Genomic DNA, 16,086 nt, shown 5'->3' on the forward strand with positions numbered 1-16,086 from the left:
ATAACAGACCATGAGAATAACGAATAACATGCTTAGTTCACAGCTACTGTTGAACCTGAACCGGAATGCACAGCAGATGAACAATACTCAGACCCAACTGGCAACAGGCCGTAAAATTAACAAACCTTCAGATGATCCGGTAGGGATCACATACTCCCTTCGTTATCGTGCAGAGTTATCCTCCAATGAGCAGTATCAGAAAAACGTAGACAGTGCTATTTCTTGGTTGGAATTCAATGATACCGTTATGAATCAAGCTGGGAACGTTGTTCAACGCCTACGTGAACTGGTAGTTCAGGGATCGACAGGCACTAATCCTCAATCTGCACTAGACAGCATTAACGAGGAAGTAAAACAGTTGAATGAACAACTAATTGATGTATCTAATAGTAAACTGAACGGCAAGTATATCTTCAACGGTGAAACCTATGACGTAAAACCTTATGAATTTCCTACCAATCCAGATGGGTCCTTTGATACCTCTAATGCTGCATCTATTGTAACGGACAAGGGTAAAATTAACTTTATTGTTGGTGAGAGTGTACAGTTACCCATCAATGTGAATGGGAATGAGGTATTTGGTACTGGAATGGAAGAGGATAATCTATTCGTAACGGTTAATAACATTATGAAGGCTCTAACAGAAGGTGATACAGAGGCGTTATCCAAGCAACTGGATAATATAGATACCCGAATGAACAAAATGCTAGCAATACGTTCGGAGCTTGGGGCAAAAACCAATCGTGTTGATCTGATGATGGGGCGTCTCGATGACCTTAATATCAATCTGACAGATCTGCAAGCCAAAGTCGAGGATGCGGACTATGCAGAATTGGCGATGAAATCCAAAATTCAGGAAAACATCTACAATGCTTCTTTATCTGCAGGTGCCAAAATTATCTCTCCTTCTCTGGTAGACTTCCTGAGATAAAAAGGAGGACTTAACTAGTGAACACTCTTTCTGTTGTCCAGATTCGAACAACGCCGTCCATTCTCAATATGGATGCTGATCCTGGTCAGTACTCTATTCGTCAGCCTAAGGCAGAAGTACAGTTAAACACCAGACCTGCCAAGCTAACGGTAGAGAGTCATCCTATCACTCTTCGTGTAGATCAAAGTAAGGCTTTCTCGGCTTACAATGGCGGGAATATGATCGATATGAACGCACGAATATATTCGGGAATACAACAACAATTTCTTCAAAACATGGCTGAACGCGTTCAACAGGGGAATCAATTGGCAGCGATCCATAAGTCAGGTAATACGATTGCCAATATAGTGGGCATGGACTGGAAACCACAGCCATTCCCTGAAACGCGTACGCCGGCTTCATTTGATAATGTTGAGACACGTGTTGATACAAGGCCACCGGATATTAACTTTCAACCCGCCGTTTCTGAAATGAACGTTATTGTTAACAAACCCGAGATTGAATATCAACGGGGCAAGCTTGATATTTATGTGAAACAGTATGCGTCAGTTCAATATACTCCACCTGACATAGATATCGGGTTGTAAGTTATAATGTAGAGCTATAGACGGTCTCGATATGCAGCCATCTATGGCTCTTTTTGTATAAATCTTCGCCAAGGAGGCGTTTACCATTCATATTCATACAAGCATGTGGGGAGAACTAGAGGTCAAAGAGGAAGATCTGTATCAATTTCCCAAAGGGTTACCCGGATTTGAAGAAGAGACGGAGTACGCGTTAATTCCGTGGGAAGATACACCGTTCAGTTATTTACAATCAGTAGAAGAACCTGGCTTATCATTCTTGTTGGTTAGTCCATTTATGTTTGTACCTGATTATAGTTTTGAATTGGGTGAGGTGGATAAGGAAGAGTTAGGGATTGAAGAGCAGGTGTTGGTTTTCTCTCTGGTAACTATTCATTCCGACACCAATAAATCTACCATGAATTTACTGGCTCCGGTTGTACTCAATCCAGAGAAACGTCTGGGAAAACAAGTGGTACTCCATCATTCCAGCTATGAGACACGTCATCTCATCTGGGCCGAAGATGAAGCAAACTCAGTGAAGGGTGGAGTCTGATATGCTGGTATTATCACGAAAAAAGGGTGAATCCATTGTTATTCAGGATCATATTGAGGTGACCGTACTTGCTGTAGAAGGAGATACCGTGCGAATTGGTATTTCTGCACCTAAGCATATAGATATTTTTCGGCAGGAGATTTACGCGTCCATTCAGGATGCAAATCGGGAGTCTGCTACACCTCTCGCAGCCAATATTGAAGCGTTTATGGAACGTTTAAGAAAAATGGAAAATAAAAAAGATTAAAAAATATTCCAATTTGCTATAAACAGTTGCTCACCTTCCGTCGATATATAATTTAGACGCTGCTTCGGCAGGGCGGCCGACCTTAATGTCGCGGCGTTTACCACATGGATGTGGAACTAATTTATTTTCAGGGAGGAAATACTCTAATGATTATCAACCATAATATCGCGGCATTGAACACACACCGTCAACTGTCTGCAAACACTGCTAACACTAACAAAAATATCGAAAAATTGTCTTCTGGTCTTCGTATCAACCGTGCTGGTGACGATGCTGCAGGTCTGGCAATTTCCGAAAAAATGCGCGGTCAAATCCGTGGTTTGGACCAAGCTTCCCGTAACGCTCAAGATGGTATCTCTTTGATCCAAACAGCTGAGGGTGCTTTGAACGAAACTCACTCCATCCTGCAACGTCAACGCGAGATTGCTAACCAATCTGCTAACGGAACCAACACGGATTCAGATCGTCAAGCTCTGCAAGACGAAATGAACCAACTGACTTCTGAAATCAACCGTATCGGTAACACTACTGAGTTCAATACTCAGAAATTGTTGCAAGGTGATGGCAAACAAAACTTGGCCGGACTTGGCTTAGATATTGCTACTGTTTCTACTAATACAGCTGGAACTAGCGCAACTTCTAAAGAAGTTAAGTTTACGGCTGACTTAGGTGCTACACTGGCAGATGGAGAATCACTTACTCTTAACCTTAATGGAACTGATTTGAAAGTTAATTTTGCAGACGCTGGTGGTACAGCAGTAGCCGGGGATACATCCTATAACGTAAACAATGTTGAGGCAACTGTTGATCTGGGTGATGCAGTAAATACTTCTTCTGACTCCGCAGTAACAAAAGCAACTGCTTCCGCATTACAAAAGTTAATTGATAACGATGATAATCTCAAAGGTAACTTTAAAGTGTCAGAGAATAACGGTACTATCACAATTGAAGCCCTCAAAGAAGGTGCTTTCTCTGGAGCTAAAGGTAATGTGTCTCTCACTTCAAGTACACCTGCTCAGGTGACTTTACAAGCTAACACTGGTGCTAACGGAGCTCTAGCAGCATATACATCAGGTGTTGCAGTAGTAGGCACAAACACTAATGCTACAGCAGCAAGTACTTCAATTGATCTAGGTTCTCTAGACTTCACAGATTTGTCTAAATTGGTTGATAAAGGCCTTACAATCAATGGAAAACAAATTGAGTTTTACAATGCCGATAAAGGCACTTACAAAGGCGATGCTATTGGTATTGATATCAGTGATATTACCAATGAATCTTCACTGGTTGATGCTATTGTCACACAGGCTAAAATTGAAGGTGTCACTCTAGGCAAAGAAGCAGTAACTAATAATCTTGTTGTAACATCTAATGAAAAAGGAAAAGATAGTGCAGTTAAAGTAACAGATGGTGGAGTGCAAGAAGCTTTCAAAACTTCTTTCCAAATCGGTGCAAATACAGGACAATCCATGAGTTTGGAAATTACTGATATGCGTTCGAAAGCTCTTGGTATCACTGGTAAAGCTGGCGATGCTGGTTTCACTAAAGAGAACACTGTTACTGACGGTACTAACGACCTTAAAGGTGAAGCTGCTCTGAACATCTCCACTAAAGAAGGCGCAGCTGCTGCAATCGCAGTTCTGGATAAAGCGACTGCTAGTGTATCCAGCGAACGTTCTAAACTGGGTGCTGTTCAAAACCGTCTGGAGCACACAATCAACAACTTGGGAACAGCTTCTGAGAACCTGACAGCTGCTGAATCCCGTATCCGTGACGTTGATATGGCGAAAGAAATGATGCAACAAACGAAAAACAACATCTTGGCTCAAGCAGCTCAAGCAATGTTGGCACAAGCAAACCAACAGCCGCAAGGCGTTCTGCAATTGCTTCGTTAATTTTATCAGGCTCTGCACTCAACCTTGGATCTTTGATCCAAGGTTTTTTTATTTGATTTTACATATTTCCTAAAGCTGGGGACTTGCTTGACCGATATATAATATAAATGCGAACAAGTTGGAGGTCGTTGAAGGGTGAATATTCAATTTTCTTTATCTGCCTCATCCGTAACAAACACTGCTACTGAGGTGAGTCACCCTGGAGGCGCTTCTCAAGCGGTAACCGACACAGCAAACATCAGGACAGCGAAGGAAGCTTATGCCAAAGAAAAACAAGGTGTACACTTATCTGTAGGGGAAGAACTGCTGATCCGCAACATTGATCGAGCGGTGAAAGCCTTGCAAGGTCCAGAAACGACATTAGATATTAGTATTCACGAGAAGACACATGATATTATGGTCAAAGTTTTAAATAAGGAAACTGGGGAATTGCTCCGTGAGATACCACCGGAGAAAACGTTAGATTTAGTAGCCAAGATGATGGAAATTGCGGGTATTTTAATTGACGAAAAAATATAGATTACGGGGGTGGCGAAATGGTTACACGTATTAATGGATTTTCCGGTATGGATATTGAAAGTATGGTTAAAAGTATGATGGCGACAAAACGTGTGCCTTTGGACAAACTCAATCAGGAAAAGCAACTGTTGCAGTGGCAGCGGGAAAGTTACCGTGAATTAAGCAGTAAATTATATGACTTTAGATCCAATAAGTTAATAACAAAATATGGTAATTCCACAGCACTGAATGCAAATAAAGCAACTGTTACGGGTAATACTGATGCTGTCAAAGCAGAAGCGTCCGCATCCGCTAACGGAGTTGAAATGAAGGTAAGTGTTACTCAGTTAGCTAAAAGTGCAACAGTAGCTACCTCAGGTTTGGGACAAGGAGTAAGCGGATCTACATCATTAGCAGCATTGGAAGGTGTAGACTTGTCCAAAATGGGTTCAGCGGACATGGCTAAGTATCTTCAAAAGGGATTTGATATCAAGATTAATGGTGTAAGCTTTACCGATAAAGATGGGAAGTCTTTATTCAACGGTATGACCTCCATCTCTACATTGGTATCTACCATTAACTCCAATGCTCAGGCAAATGCAATTGCAAGTTATGATGAGATTACAGGTAAGTTATCAATAGCCTCCAAAACAGGAGGTCTGGATAGTAAAGTGACAGTAGAAACCCCTACTGGTGGCAATTCCTTGTTAGCCCTCTTTTCTAAAAAAACGGTGATTGAAACGAATGGCGCAGGTACGGGAGTGACCGATGATAAGACATTGGCTGATCTATATAAACTGAGTGGTGGTAAGGATCCAGAACCAGGTTCCCCTGCGAAGACGTACAGTTTTGTATTGAATGGAAAGACGTTTAGTTTCAACGAAACGGATAAAATATCAGATGTAGTAGACAAGATAAAATCTGGTGATGCCAAGGCAACAGCGAATTTTGCAGATGGGAAATTAACGATTACTGCTCAGTCCGGTGAGGAATTGAAAATGAGCGGTGGATCGCATGAATTTTTGAATTTGTTTAAGGGAATTAAATCTTATGAGGATATGGCAGGTCAGCTCACGACTACTGCAGGTCATGATGCGATAGTAACTGTGAATGATGAGCCTTTGAAAGATATCAAGAGTAATACGTTTTCTCTGAATGGTGTGCAAATAACTTTGATGGATGTTACCACAAAGAATGGAGTGGATACTCCGGCTATTATCAAGAACCAAAGTGATCCAGATAAAGCGCTGGAATCCATTAAAGGTTTCATTGAAGATTACAATAGCTTGATTAAAGCTCTTAACTCAAAGGTAGAAGAAACAAAATATCGTGATTTTAAACCGTTAACAGACGAGCAAAAGAAAGAACTAAAAGAATCCGAGATTGATACTTGGACTGAGAAAGCAAAAAGTGGCTTGCTAAAAAATGATGATATCATCAAATCGGTGTTGTCTGAAATGCGTCAAGTCATTACAGATAAACTTGGTCCTTTAAGTGCTCTTGGGATTACAACCGGCAGCTATTCTGAGAATGGTAAGTTGGTGATTGAGAACGAGACAAAACTTAAAAATATGATCAGTTCCAATCCACAAATGGCATTGGATCTGTTCCAAGGACCATCCAATGCTCCAAATGAAGGTTTGTTTGATAAATTGGCAGATAAGGTATCTAATGCAATTGAGAAAGTATACCAGCGTGCAGGTACGAACAGATACACAACTGATATTACTAGTGCGTTCAGAGATGAAAACATCATGGGTCGCAAAATGAAGGATTATAACAATCGAATTCTAATGATGCAAACGAACTTGCAAAAAACCGAAAACAGATACTATAAACAATTTGCTGCAATGGAAGCGGCAATGAACAAGATGCAAACACAGTCGTCCAGTCTCTTTTCCAGTTTAGGACAATCTTAATATAAAGGGTGAGACTTTTGATTACATCTCCTTATGATAAATACCGTCAATCCTCAGTTCAGACTTCGAATCCGGCGCAATTGGTCATTATGTTGTATGATGGAGCAATTCGTTTTGTAAAGACAGCTATTGATGGATTGACCCAGAAGGATAATGAGAAGACAAGTCTGAATTTGGGGAAAGCCCAGACCATAATTAGTGAATTGATGAGCACCTTGGACCGTTCTTATGATATTTCCAAGAGTCTACATTCATTATATGAATATACAAATTATCTGCTTGTGGAGGCAAACATTCGCAAAGATGTGACCAAAGCTGAAGAAGCAGTAGGCTATTTAACGGATCTTCGTGAAACGTGGCTACAAGCTTCTAAGATTGCTGCAGGTCAGGAAGCGCCACCTGTTACTACTGAAAGTGCTCATGGATAAATCGTCATATCTGACTCAGTTACAGCAGCTGACGAGTAATATCATGGACGTGTTATATGAAACCGAGTATGAGCAACTCGAAGCTTTTGTTGAAGAGCGCCAAGTGATTATTAATGGACTTGTGGAGCAGTTTTCTCTCCAGCCCGCAAGTGTAACTGAGAAGATAGAGATCGAACAGCTCTTGGGCAACGACAACGAAATTGTAGCACGTATGAATGTTCTGAGATTAGAAGCCCAGGATTGGTTGCATAAACGAGGACAAGCGAAAACACAACGAAATGCTTATGAGTCAGGTTATACGCCAGATAGTTTTTTGATGGACAAAAAGAAATAAGAACTTAATAAGAAGCCTTCATGCGTAGAAAATGAATGCATAATTACACGGTTACCCATAAGTCCAGACACTTGATAAAAGGTGTGCGGTCTATGGGTACTTTTTTTGTATTTTGTATGCTAGAGTAAGAACTCGGGGAATAAATCATGAGCAAGAGTTAATTCACGAAAGAAGACTTGAACAGATATTAAAGGGGGGCATAAGTCCCCTTAAGAGGCAATTCTTCAGTCGCTGAAAAAGTGCCTCTTAATATGAAACGTCAAAAAACGAGCCTTTAGAATCACTTCTAAGGCTCGTTTTGCGTCCTGGAAATCGTATGATCCCCTAAAGTTTTGATGTTTCACAAAGCGTTAGTTTTCAATAGAGTTGTTTAATACAGGAATCATCTATTGTCCGCTTATTAAATGAGCATTACACTTTTTCAAACGTCTTAGAAATGGATTCTAAATAAGTTAAAGCCTCTACTTTTTATAAAGATTAATATGTTATTTCAATGAAAACTTCAGCAATATCCCTTACGCCTTCTTGTACGACTCCAACTGAACCAACAGCCTCACCAGGGATTGTGGGTGGTAATTTTAAAGCTCTTACTAGACCTGAATTTGTAACGCTGAAATAGGGCCCGCCTTCGCTATATTGGCTAGGATAGTATTTGTAATTACGACCGTATGGCAGTTGATAGGTTTCACCAACTTTAAGTTTTACTTGATAAGTAAGCATTTGAATCGTGACATCTGCTTTTGCTACGGGTTTAATTGTTGCATCTGATGCAGATGCAATGCCAGTGCTTAGTGAGAGCAATAGAAGTGCAGATGCAGTAAGTAGTACTTTTTTAGAATTAAACAAATTGAACATCTCCTTGGAATATATTTACTATCGTTCTAAATATATCACAAATAAATATTTATTTATTAAATACTTGTTATAAATCCAAATTGTTACATATTGTATCTGTTATCATATGTACTAATAAGATATCAGACGACTATAGCTATACATAATGTGGATGTTGCTGGTCTACTTTCGCGTTATAATTTTCTGTAAATGCACCTTGTTCTCTATTCATGCCGTTCGTTGTATCCCAGCTTTTCACCATGTTCAGAGGCAATTACATTGTATTTCAATCATCGCTTATAATCCGCTTTAGTTCTTTACATCGATGAGTCTCGCAATTTTCGTTGTTGTGTTGCTTGGTATGTAACAGAAAAAAACATTCTAAAAGATGCTCTGCTCAGAGGTTACTCCTATAAGTTGCTACATAAGTTTGATTACATTTGCTATAGTTGTAGCTACAGTTAGATTGTTATTTGCGCGATGTAATATATATTTTATGTTACCCTATTAGCGTTGCGTTTGTTAATCTTACTTGTATATCAGGTCACATCCGTACTTTAACAACTGATATATTCAAGATACCCCACCATTCAACACAATCCCCAATTAATCTACAAAAAATTCCAAGAAAACATTTACTTTACCAATTGACAATGGATAACTTTGGATGGTATTATCTGAATTGTGGGCAGAGGTTAAGGCCGAAAGCTTCACTTCATTTGATGACGAAGGGAATGTTAGTGCATGCAAGGTAAAGTAAAATGGTTCAACGCAGAAAAAGGTTACGGTTTCATTGAGACTGAAGATGGCGGCGACGTATTCGTACATTTCTCCGCAATTCAATCCGAAGGATTCAAAACTTTGGAAGAAGGTCAATCCGTAGAATTCGACATCGTCGAAGGCGCGCGTGGACCGCAAGCAGCTAACGTAATCAAATTATAATCATCCGGACAATCCGACCTACATATATGGTTAGATGGTTACCAAATTGAATTATCGCTAGCATCAGACTCCGGTATGTTCCGGGGTCTTTTTTTGTTTCAATAGATTCGAGATTAAGATCATTCCGGGAACAGTATTTTTGTGAGTTTAATAGATTAAAGCAGTAGATCCAAGAGATCGAGTGAAGTTCATTTTACATATTAGATTGAGGTGGCTCAAAAACGGTTAATTACATCATCAAGCGCCTAATAATTCATACCAACTAAATATTCGATTATGGCTGAATATGATGAAATATCGCGAAATATGGCGTTATGCCTATGTTGGCAGATGTGGCTTCAACAGATGTCATTATTCGGTCACCGGGAGTTTTTACATGGCGCTTACATTCGTGTTATAATGAAGTGGCAAAGGAAAAAGGAGGAGTGCCCTATGAATTTAAGTATTCGAGGTCAACAAATCGAGGTTACTGATGCTTTGAAGGATTATGTCGACAAAAAGTTGAGTAGACTCGAGAAGTATTTCGATGCACCCCTTAACTCTGACGGTGCTGTTACATTGAGCACGACGAGAGGTTTGCATACGGTAGAGGTGACGATCCCTTTGAAAGGCATTGTGCTCCGCGCTGAGGATGAGAGCGACGATATGTACGCATCCATTGACTCCGTGGTGGACAAGCTGGAACGTCAGATCCGCAAACACAAAACAAAAATTAACCGTAAGTTCCGCCAGGAAGGCAGCCTGAAAACACTCTTCGTTGAAGATCCAACAGGTACTGTAGCTACAGCTGAACTGGATGCGGACACGGATGAAGATGATTTGGAAGTTGTACGTACGAAACGCTTTATGCTGAAACCAATGGACGTGGAAGAGGCCATCCTCCAAATGAACATGGTTGGTCACAATTTCTTCGTATTCTCCAACATTGACAGTGAAGAAGTTAGCGTGGTTTATAAACGGAACGATGGTAAGTACGGATTGATCGAACAAGGTTAATTTAAACGTACAGGATCATCAGATCGGAATTGAATAAGAATATCTGAATTTAAATAATGAACAGGAACTGCTTCCTGGATTAGACTTAACAAGAGCTTCCATCCCTTAGGGGATGGGGCTCTTTTGTGCGTAGAGGCACTGGGAAATGATGTGTGGAAATAAAATGGTGAAACTATTCCTTATGATGCTGCGTCTAATAGATAGTATGAAGAATCAATAATCGGTACAATTTAACCACCAGATTCCGATGGGTACGAAAATATTCGTACACCTAATATCGAGAACTTAATTTTGAGATTATCATCCAAATTTACCATCAAAATTCGCTGACAGGACCGTCTGCCTTGTAAAATAAAACATGACAATTGAACGCTTCCGCTAACGACTATGATTTTTTGCACTTAAACTCCATTTGATATGTCTCAGAAGTTCAAAGAAGTGTGCCGTGGCGTGTTGCGGCGGCCCTTACAAACTGTTACAATTTATGCAAAGAGAATCATTGTCCTGATGAGGAATTGTCAACGAATGATCGCTAATCATAATCAATGACAGGCACAGCACCATGAACATGATTCGCAAGGCTCGGGCTTCGGCTAGATTTTTAATAACCGAATCCGTTTGAATACGGAATCAGCTTCATGAGGAACCCTTGGCAAGCCTGGAGTTGATTCATCTATATTACTTTTTATATTGTTTGTCACCCCCGGGCAAGTGGATGCAACATCCATCCGATGGTGTCGCGTGGCGGCAACAGGGGGTCTATTCTGTTTTGCACGAAAGGGGTATACCATGCTAGGACTTGTCAAAAAGATCTTCGGCGACATGAATGAACGTGATGTTAAACGTCTGATGAAGACGGTCGATGTGATCAATAAACTGGAACCACAATTTCAGGCGTTGTCTGATGAACAACTGAAAGGTAAAACGGAGGAATACCGTGCTCGTATCGAAAAGGGAGAAACAACAGATGAGCTTCTTCCAGAGGCATTTGCAACCGTACGTGAGGCATCACGCCGTGTACTGGGCAAACGTCACTACGATGTACAGATGCTGGGCGGGATCGCGCTGCATGAAGGCCGTATTTCCGAGATGAAAACGGGTGAAGGTAAAACGCTGGTAGGAACACTTCCGGTATATCTGAACGCGTTGATGTCCAAAGGTGTTCACGTGGTTACGGTCAATGACTATCTGGCACAGCGGGATAGCCAGGAAATGGGACAAATTTACGAATTCATGGGCATGACGGTAGGGGTTAACCTGAGCGGTATGGACCATGCTTTGAAACAGCATGCATATGCATGTGATATTACGTACGGAACGAACAATGAGTTTGGTTTTGACTATCTGCGTGACAACATGGTTCTGTACAAAGAGCAAATGGTCCAACGTCCATTGTTCTTCTGTATTATTGATGAAGTTGACTCCATCCTGGTCGATGAGGCGCGTACGCCGCTCATTATCTCTGGACAAGCTCAGAAATCGACAGATCTGTACTATGCAGCTGACCGTTTTGTGAAGCGTCTGGTGCCAGAAGAAGACTTTACGGTAGACATCAAGGTGAAATCCGTAGCGTTGACTGAGGCGGGCGTGGCCAAAGCAGAGAAAGCATTTGGTATCGAGAACTTGTATGATCATGCCAACGTTACCCTCAACCATCACATTGTACAGGGCTTGAAAGCCAACGTAATTATGCGTCGTGACGTAGATTATGTGGTCAGCGATGAAGAAGTTATGATCGTCGATGAATTCACAGGTCGTCTGATGTCTGGACGTCGTTACAGTGATGGATTGCACCAGGCGATTGAAGCCAAAGAAGGCATTGAAGTACAAAACGAGAGCATGACGCTTGCTACGATTACCTTCCAGAACTATTTCCGGATGTACCGTAAACTTGCGGGTATGACGGGTACAGCGAAAACCGAGGAAGAAGAGTTCAAAAAAATCTACGGTCTCGAAGTACTGCAGATTCCAACTAACCGTCCGAACAAACGGGATGACATGGCAGATGTCGTGTACAAGAGCATCGATGGCAAGTTCAAAGCGGTTGTGGAAGAGATCGTGGAACGCCACAGCAAGAACCAGCCGGTACTGGTAGGTACAGTATCCATCGAGAACTCGGAACGCCTGTCTGACATGCTTAAGCGCCGTGGTGTAAAACACCAGGTACTGAACGCCAAGTACCACGCGGAAGAAGCAGAGATCATCTCAGGAGCAGGCCAAGCGGGAGCAGTAACGATTGCTACCAACATGGCAGGACGGGGTACAGATATTATCTTGGGTGAAGGTGTAGCTGAAGTAGGCGGCCTTCATATCATCGGTACAGAGCGTCACGAATCACGCCGGATTGATAATCAGCTTCGTGGTCGTGCAGGACGTCAAGGTGACCCGGGTTCAACACAATTCTACCTGTCACTGGGTGATGAATTGATGAGACGTTTCGGTGCAGACAATGTACTGAACATGATGGAGCGTCTTGGTTTTGAAGAAGACCAACCGATCGAGAGCCGGATGATTACCCGTGCAGTAGAATCGGCGCAGAAGCGTGTTGAAGGTAACAACTTTGACGTGCGTAAAGTCGTTCTTCAATACGATGATGTCATGAACCAACAACGTGAAATTATCTATAAACAGCGCCGCGAGGTACTGGAGTCCGAAAATATCAAACAGATCGTTATGGATATGATCAAACCTTCCATTGAACGTATCGTTGAAGCACATTGTAGTGACGATATTCCGGAAAACTGGGAGCTGCAGGAAGTTGCCGATTACATGAACAGCAAATTGCTGGATGATGGTTCGGTAACGAAAGATGATCTGTGGGGCAAGGAAGCAGAAGAGATCATCGAGTACCTGTTCACGAAAGTTCAGAACAAATACAATGCACGTGAAGAGCGAATTGGCGAAGAGATGGTTCGTGAGTTCGAGAAAGTGGTTGTGCTGCGTGCAGTAGACAGCAAGTGGATGGATCATATTGATGCAATGGATCAATTGCGTCAAGGTATCCACCTTCGCGCCTATGGCGGTACAGATCCACTGCGTGAGTACCAGTTCGAAGGCTTCGAGATGTTCCATCAGATGATCGCTTCAATTCAAGAAGAAGTAGCGACTTATGTGATGAGAGCACAGATCGAGAGCAATCAGGAGCGTCAAGCGGTTGTTGAGGAAAGTCAGATCTCGACAAGCGGTGAACCTGCTGAGAAACGTCCAGTGAAGGTTTCTGACCAAATCGGACGTAACGATCCATGCCCATGCGGTAGTGGCAAGAAGTTCAAACACTGCCACGGTCAAGAGTAGAGCGATCGGAAGATGCTACAGTAATCGGAGTAACAGGTGTAACATTAACTAGATCAACTTATATAGCATGACATGAACGGCTCCTCGCAGCCGGGTATTCCATAGGATGAAGTGAAGGATGCAAAACCAACGAATGGTGCATAGTTATAATCATATGACCATGAACATGGAGAAGAGATATACTGAAATAACAGTTGTCTCAACACCAGCTGGCGCGCATCTGATACTTGAACTGGAGGAATACCCTGGATGCGGGGAGCTTATCTTAATGAAAAGAGGAATTGCACATGATCGATCCAAATGTGAAGCATGACCTGCGTGAAATAGGCAAGAAACTAACAAACCTTAGGGGGTCTCTTTGACTTAGATCTGAAGCAAGAGATGATCGGCAACTTCGAAGTGAAGATGTCCGCTCCGGATTTCTGGGACGATAGTGACAAAGCGCAATCCATCATCGCTGAGCTAAACGCGGTGAAGGGATCGGTCGATCAATACACCAAACTCCAACAGGACTATGATGATGCAGTGATGATGATCGAGCTCGCGGATGAAGAAGGCGACGAAGACCTCGCTACCGAGATTGGTAACAGTATTACCGCCATCGTGAATAAGGTCGCAGAGTTCGAACTTCAGCTTCTCCTGAATCAGCCATACGACAAGATGAATGCGATTCTGGAGCTTCACCCGGGTGCGGGTGGCACTGAGTCACAGGATTGGGGGCAGATGCTGCTCCGGATGTACACGCGTTGGTCCGAGAAGCGTGGCTTCAAGGTTGAGGTACTGGATTATCTGCCAGGTGATGAGGCTGGGATCAAGAGTGTTACGTTGTCGATCAAGGGACATAACGCTTATGGTTATCTAAAAGCCGAGAAGGGTGTACACCGACTGGTGCGGATCTCTCCTTTTGACTCATCGGGCCGTAGACATACGTCCTTCGTATCCTGTGATGTGGTACCGGAGATTGATGACACGGTTGAAGTCGACATCCGTACAGAGGATCTCAAGATTGATACGTACCGGGCAAGTGGCGCGGGTGGACAGCATATCAATACCACCGACTCTGCCGTACGGATTACTCACCTTCCAACAGGTGTAGTTGTAACGTGTCAGAATGAACGTTCACAGATCAAGAACCGTGAGAGAGCGATGACGATGCTTCGTTCGAAATTGTATGAACGTAAAATTGAAGAGCAAAAACAACAACTGGATGAAATCCGAGGAGATCAGTCGGATATTTCATGGGGTAGCCAGATTCGCTCCTATGTGTTCCATCCCTATAGTATGGTAAAGGATCACCGTACAAGTGTAGAGACAGGAAACACAGGAGCAGTAATGGACGGCGACCTCGATGCATTCATCGATGGTTATTTGCGTAGCCAGATTAAAGTAGAAACCGATTAATAGAAGTTCCTGTATGGACCCATACGTCTAGGCGTATGCTGGTGTATACAGGAGCTTTTTTTTGAATCATTTTATAAGATATAGAGAACATGAACGAACAACTGATCAGTCACAACAAAGGAGAGCACGAGAACATGCAACAACGATCACAATTTCATAATCAACGCAAAAAGAGGTTAACCAGCCTCATCCCCCTCAATGGGCCATGGAGAAACGTCGTGGATACGTTATCCATTATTGTAGGTTCGTTTTTAATTGCAGTGGCCTTTAATTTGTTTTTATTACCGAATCAGATCGCTTCAGGCGGGGTGTCTGGTTTATCGATCCTGGGCAAGGAATGGCTTAATTGGGAGCCGGCTTATACGCAGTGGGCAATTAATATACCACTTCTGATTGCAGGATTTCTGCTCATTGGTAAGCAGTATGGAATTCGCTCAGTCCTCGGCAGTATCGTCCTGCCGCTGTTAGTTTATCTGACGAAGGATTGGGCCATTCCAACAACAAATCCGTTGCTTGGTTCACTGTATGGCGGTATTGGCGTGGGTCTGGGGATCGGCATTGTATACCGCGGTCGAGGATCAACAGGGGGCATGAGCATTCTGGCCAGAATCGTGCAGAAATATAGTGGGCTGAGTTACTCAATCTGTGTGGTGATTATGGATGCTACCGTTATTATTATGGCTGCATTTGTATTGTCATTAGAGCAATCTCTCTATGCACTGATTGGATTGTATGTTACGGGGAAAGTGATCGATGCCGTTGAGATGGGGCTGGGTTTCTCCAAGGTGGCTTATATTATCTCCAACCAGACTGAAGCGATTAGCAAAGTGATTTTGGATGATCTGGATCGCGGTTTGACGAAGCTTGAAGCTAAAGGTGGTTACACCGATGATCAGCGAACCGTCCTGATGGTGGTGGTTGGGCAAAATGAGGTGCCAAGGCTCAAAACGTTGATCCGGTCCGTAGACCCGGGGGCTTTTGTTATTATCAGTAACGCGCACGAAGTGCTCGGCGAAGGTTTTAAGCGGGGAGAGCATGTGTGAACGGGTGTGAAAAATAGGGAGCGAGCCGTGTAGGACTCATACGTTTGGAAATAAAAATTCAAAAAAAGCAGGTACATTCTTCTCTGCAATGTCAGAGAGGGAGTACCTGCTTTTCTACTATTAAAAGTTTCAACTTAACATTTACATGATAACGGAGAGGACAGAAATGTCCTGAAGAAGTGGAACGTTCGCCTGAAAGCTTTCT

The 16,086-nt window shown here is 42.5% G+C and carries 15 protein-coding genes; 14 read left to right on the forward strand and 1 reads right to left on the reverse strand.

From position 1 onward, the window contains the following. The first annotated feature begins 10 nt into the window (after window positions 1-10). From flgL to MKY73_RS01710, 9 genes are all read left to right on the forward strand, one after another. Window positions 11-931 carry a flagellar hook-associated protein FlgL gene (flgL, locus tag MKY73_RS01670; RefSeq protein WP_339305379.1) on the forward strand — a complete coding sequence of 307 codons (921 nt, stop codon included), beginning with the start codon at window positions 11-13 and terminating at the stop codon, window positions 929-931. Window positions 932-948: 17 nt separating this feature from the next. Further along, window positions 949-1,518, forward strand: a complete 570-nt coding sequence (locus MKY73_RS01675) for a DUF6470 family protein (protein WP_339305380.1) — start codon at window positions 949-951, stop codon at window positions 1,516-1,518. A 103-nt stretch (window positions 1,519-1,621) separates the two neighbouring features. After that, window positions 1,622-2,050 (forward strand): flagellar assembly protein FliW, encoded by a 429-nt coding sequence (gene fliW, locus MKY73_RS01680; RefSeq protein WP_339305381.1) that lies wholly within the window; start codon window positions 1,622-1,624, stop codon window positions 2,048-2,050. 1 nt (window position 2,051) lies between these two features. After that, complete coding sequence (gene csrA / locus MKY73_RS01685; RefSeq protein WP_339305382.1) at window positions 2,052-2,297, forward strand: carbon storage regulator CsrA; 246 nt, start codon at window positions 2,052-2,054, stop codon at window positions 2,295-2,297. Between the two features lie 146 nt (window positions 2,298-2,443). After that, the gene (locus MKY73_RS01690; RefSeq protein WP_339305383.1) at window positions 2,444-4,192 is read left to right on the forward strand and encodes a flagellin; all 1,749 of its coding nucleotides are present in this window, start codon (window positions 2,444-2,446) and stop codon (window positions 4,190-4,192) included. A 135-nt stretch (window positions 4,193-4,327) separates the two neighbouring features. Next, window positions 4,328-4,711, forward strand: coding sequence for a flagellar protein FlaG (locus MKY73_RS01695; protein ID WP_339305384.1), 384 nt, complete (start codon window positions 4,328-4,330; stop codon window positions 4,709-4,711). A gap of 17 nt (window positions 4,712-4,728) precedes the next feature. Then, window positions 4,729-6,609 (forward strand): flagellar filament capping protein FliD, encoded by a 1,881-nt coding sequence (gene fliD / locus MKY73_RS01700; RefSeq protein WP_339305385.1) that lies wholly within the window; start codon window positions 4,729-4,731, stop codon window positions 6,607-6,609. 17 nt (window positions 6,610-6,626) lie between these two features. Then, window positions 6,627-7,037 (forward strand): flagellar export chaperone FliS, encoded by a 411-nt coding sequence (gene fliS, locus MKY73_RS01705; RefSeq protein WP_074096610.1) that lies wholly within the window; start codon window positions 6,627-6,629, stop codon window positions 7,035-7,037. Further along, the gene (locus MKY73_RS01710; RefSeq protein ID WP_339305387.1) at window positions 7,030-7,371 is read left to right on the forward strand and encodes a flagellar protein FliT; all 342 of its coding nucleotides are present in this window, start codon (window positions 7,030-7,032) and stop codon (window positions 7,369-7,371) included. Before fliS ends, MKY73_RS01710 begins: the two co-directional genes overlap by 8 nt. Before the next feature lie 477 nt (window positions 7,372-7,848). Here the strand turns inward: MKY73_RS01710 and MKY73_RS01715 are convergent, their stop codons facing one another. Beyond that, a complete protein-coding gene (locus MKY73_RS01715; protein ID WP_315937661.1) occupies window positions 7,849-8,217 on the reverse strand; it encodes a hypothetical protein in 369 nt (122 codons plus the stop codon). A 732-nt stretch (window positions 8,218-8,949) separates the two neighbouring features. Here MKY73_RS01715 and MKY73_RS01720 point away from each other — a divergent pair. The 5 genes from MKY73_RS01720 to MKY73_RS01740 all read left to right on the forward strand — a co-directional run bounded on the left by MKY73_RS01720 (window position 8,950) and on the right by MKY73_RS01740 (window position 15,881). Next, the gene (locus MKY73_RS01720; protein ID WP_024631599.1) at window positions 8,950-9,147 is read left to right on the forward strand and encodes a cold shock domain-containing protein; all 198 of its coding nucleotides are present in this window, start codon (window positions 8,950-8,952) and stop codon (window positions 9,145-9,147) included. Between the two features lie 432 nt (window positions 9,148-9,579). After that, window positions 9,580-10,143, forward strand: coding sequence for a ribosome-associated translation inhibitor RaiA (raiA, locus tag MKY73_RS01725; protein WP_124116500.1), 564 nt, complete (start codon window positions 9,580-9,582; stop codon window positions 10,141-10,143). Window positions 10,144-10,932: 789 nt separating this feature from the next. Continuing rightward, a complete protein-coding gene (secA, locus tag MKY73_RS01730) occupies window positions 10,933-13,437 on the forward strand; it encodes a preprotein translocase subunit SecA (protein ID WP_339238115.1) in 2,505 nt (834 codons plus the stop codon). 287 nt (window positions 13,438-13,724) lie between these two features. Next, window positions 13,725-14,838, forward strand: a protein-coding gene (prfB, locus tag MKY73_RS01735; protein WP_339305389.1) for a peptide chain release factor 2 whose coding sequence is annotated in 2 segments (ribosomal slippage) — window positions 13,725-13,796 and window positions 13,798-14,838 — 1,113 coding nt in all. Because the reading frame shifts where the segments join, the coding sequence is not laid out codon by codon here. A 134-nt stretch (window positions 14,839-14,972) separates the two neighbouring features. After that, the gene (locus tag MKY73_RS01740) at window positions 14,973-15,881 is read left to right on the forward strand and encodes a YitT family protein (protein WP_339305391.1); all 909 of its coding nucleotides are present in this window, start codon (window positions 14,973-14,975) and stop codon (window positions 15,879-15,881) included. The last annotated feature ends 205 nt before the right edge of the window (window positions 15,882-16,086 follow it).

It is taken from the genome of Paenibacillus sp. FSL R5-0519 (assembly GCF_037974275.1).
In the GTDB taxonomy this organism is placed as follows: domain Bacteria; phylum Bacillota; class Bacilli; order Paenibacillales; family Paenibacillaceae; genus Paenibacillus.

Bases quoted from the DNA above. Each gene is read 5' to 3' on its own strand.
- flgL (WP_339305379.1), top strand. From the start codon at position 11: ATGAGAATAACGAATAACATGCTTAGTTCACAGCTACTGTTGAACCTG.
- fliW (WP_339305381.1), top strand. From the start codon at position 1,622: ATGTGGGGAGAACTAGAGGTCAAAGAGGAAGATCTGTATCAATTTCCC.
- csrA (WP_339305382.1), top strand. From the start codon at position 2,052: ATGCTGGTATTATCACGAAAAAAGGGTGAATCCATTGTTATTCAGGAT.
- MKY73_RS01690 (WP_339305383.1), top strand. From the start codon at position 2,444: ATGATTATCAACCATAATATCGCGGCATTGAACACACACCGTCAACTG.
- fliD (WP_339305385.1), top strand. From the start codon at position 4,729: ATGGTTACACGTATTAATGGATTTTCCGGTATGGATATTGAAAGTATG.
- MKY73_RS01710 (WP_339305387.1), top strand. From the start codon at position 7,030: ATGGATAAATCGTCATATCTGACTCAGTTACAGCAGCTGACGAGTAAT.
- MKY73_RS01720 (WP_024631599.1), top strand. From the start codon at position 8,950: ATGCAAGGTAAAGTAAAATGGTTCAACGCAGAAAAAGGTTACGGTTTC.
- raiA (WP_124116500.1), top strand. From the start codon at position 9,580: ATGAATTTAAGTATTCGAGGTCAACAAATCGAGGTTACTGATGCTTTG.
- secA (WP_339238115.1), top strand. From the start codon at position 10,933: ATGCTAGGACTTGTCAAAAAGATCTTCGGCGACATGAATGAACGTGAT.
- MKY73_RS01740 (WP_339305391.1), top strand. From the start codon at position 14,973: ATGCAACAACGATCACAATTTCATAATCAACGCAAAAAGAGGTTAACC.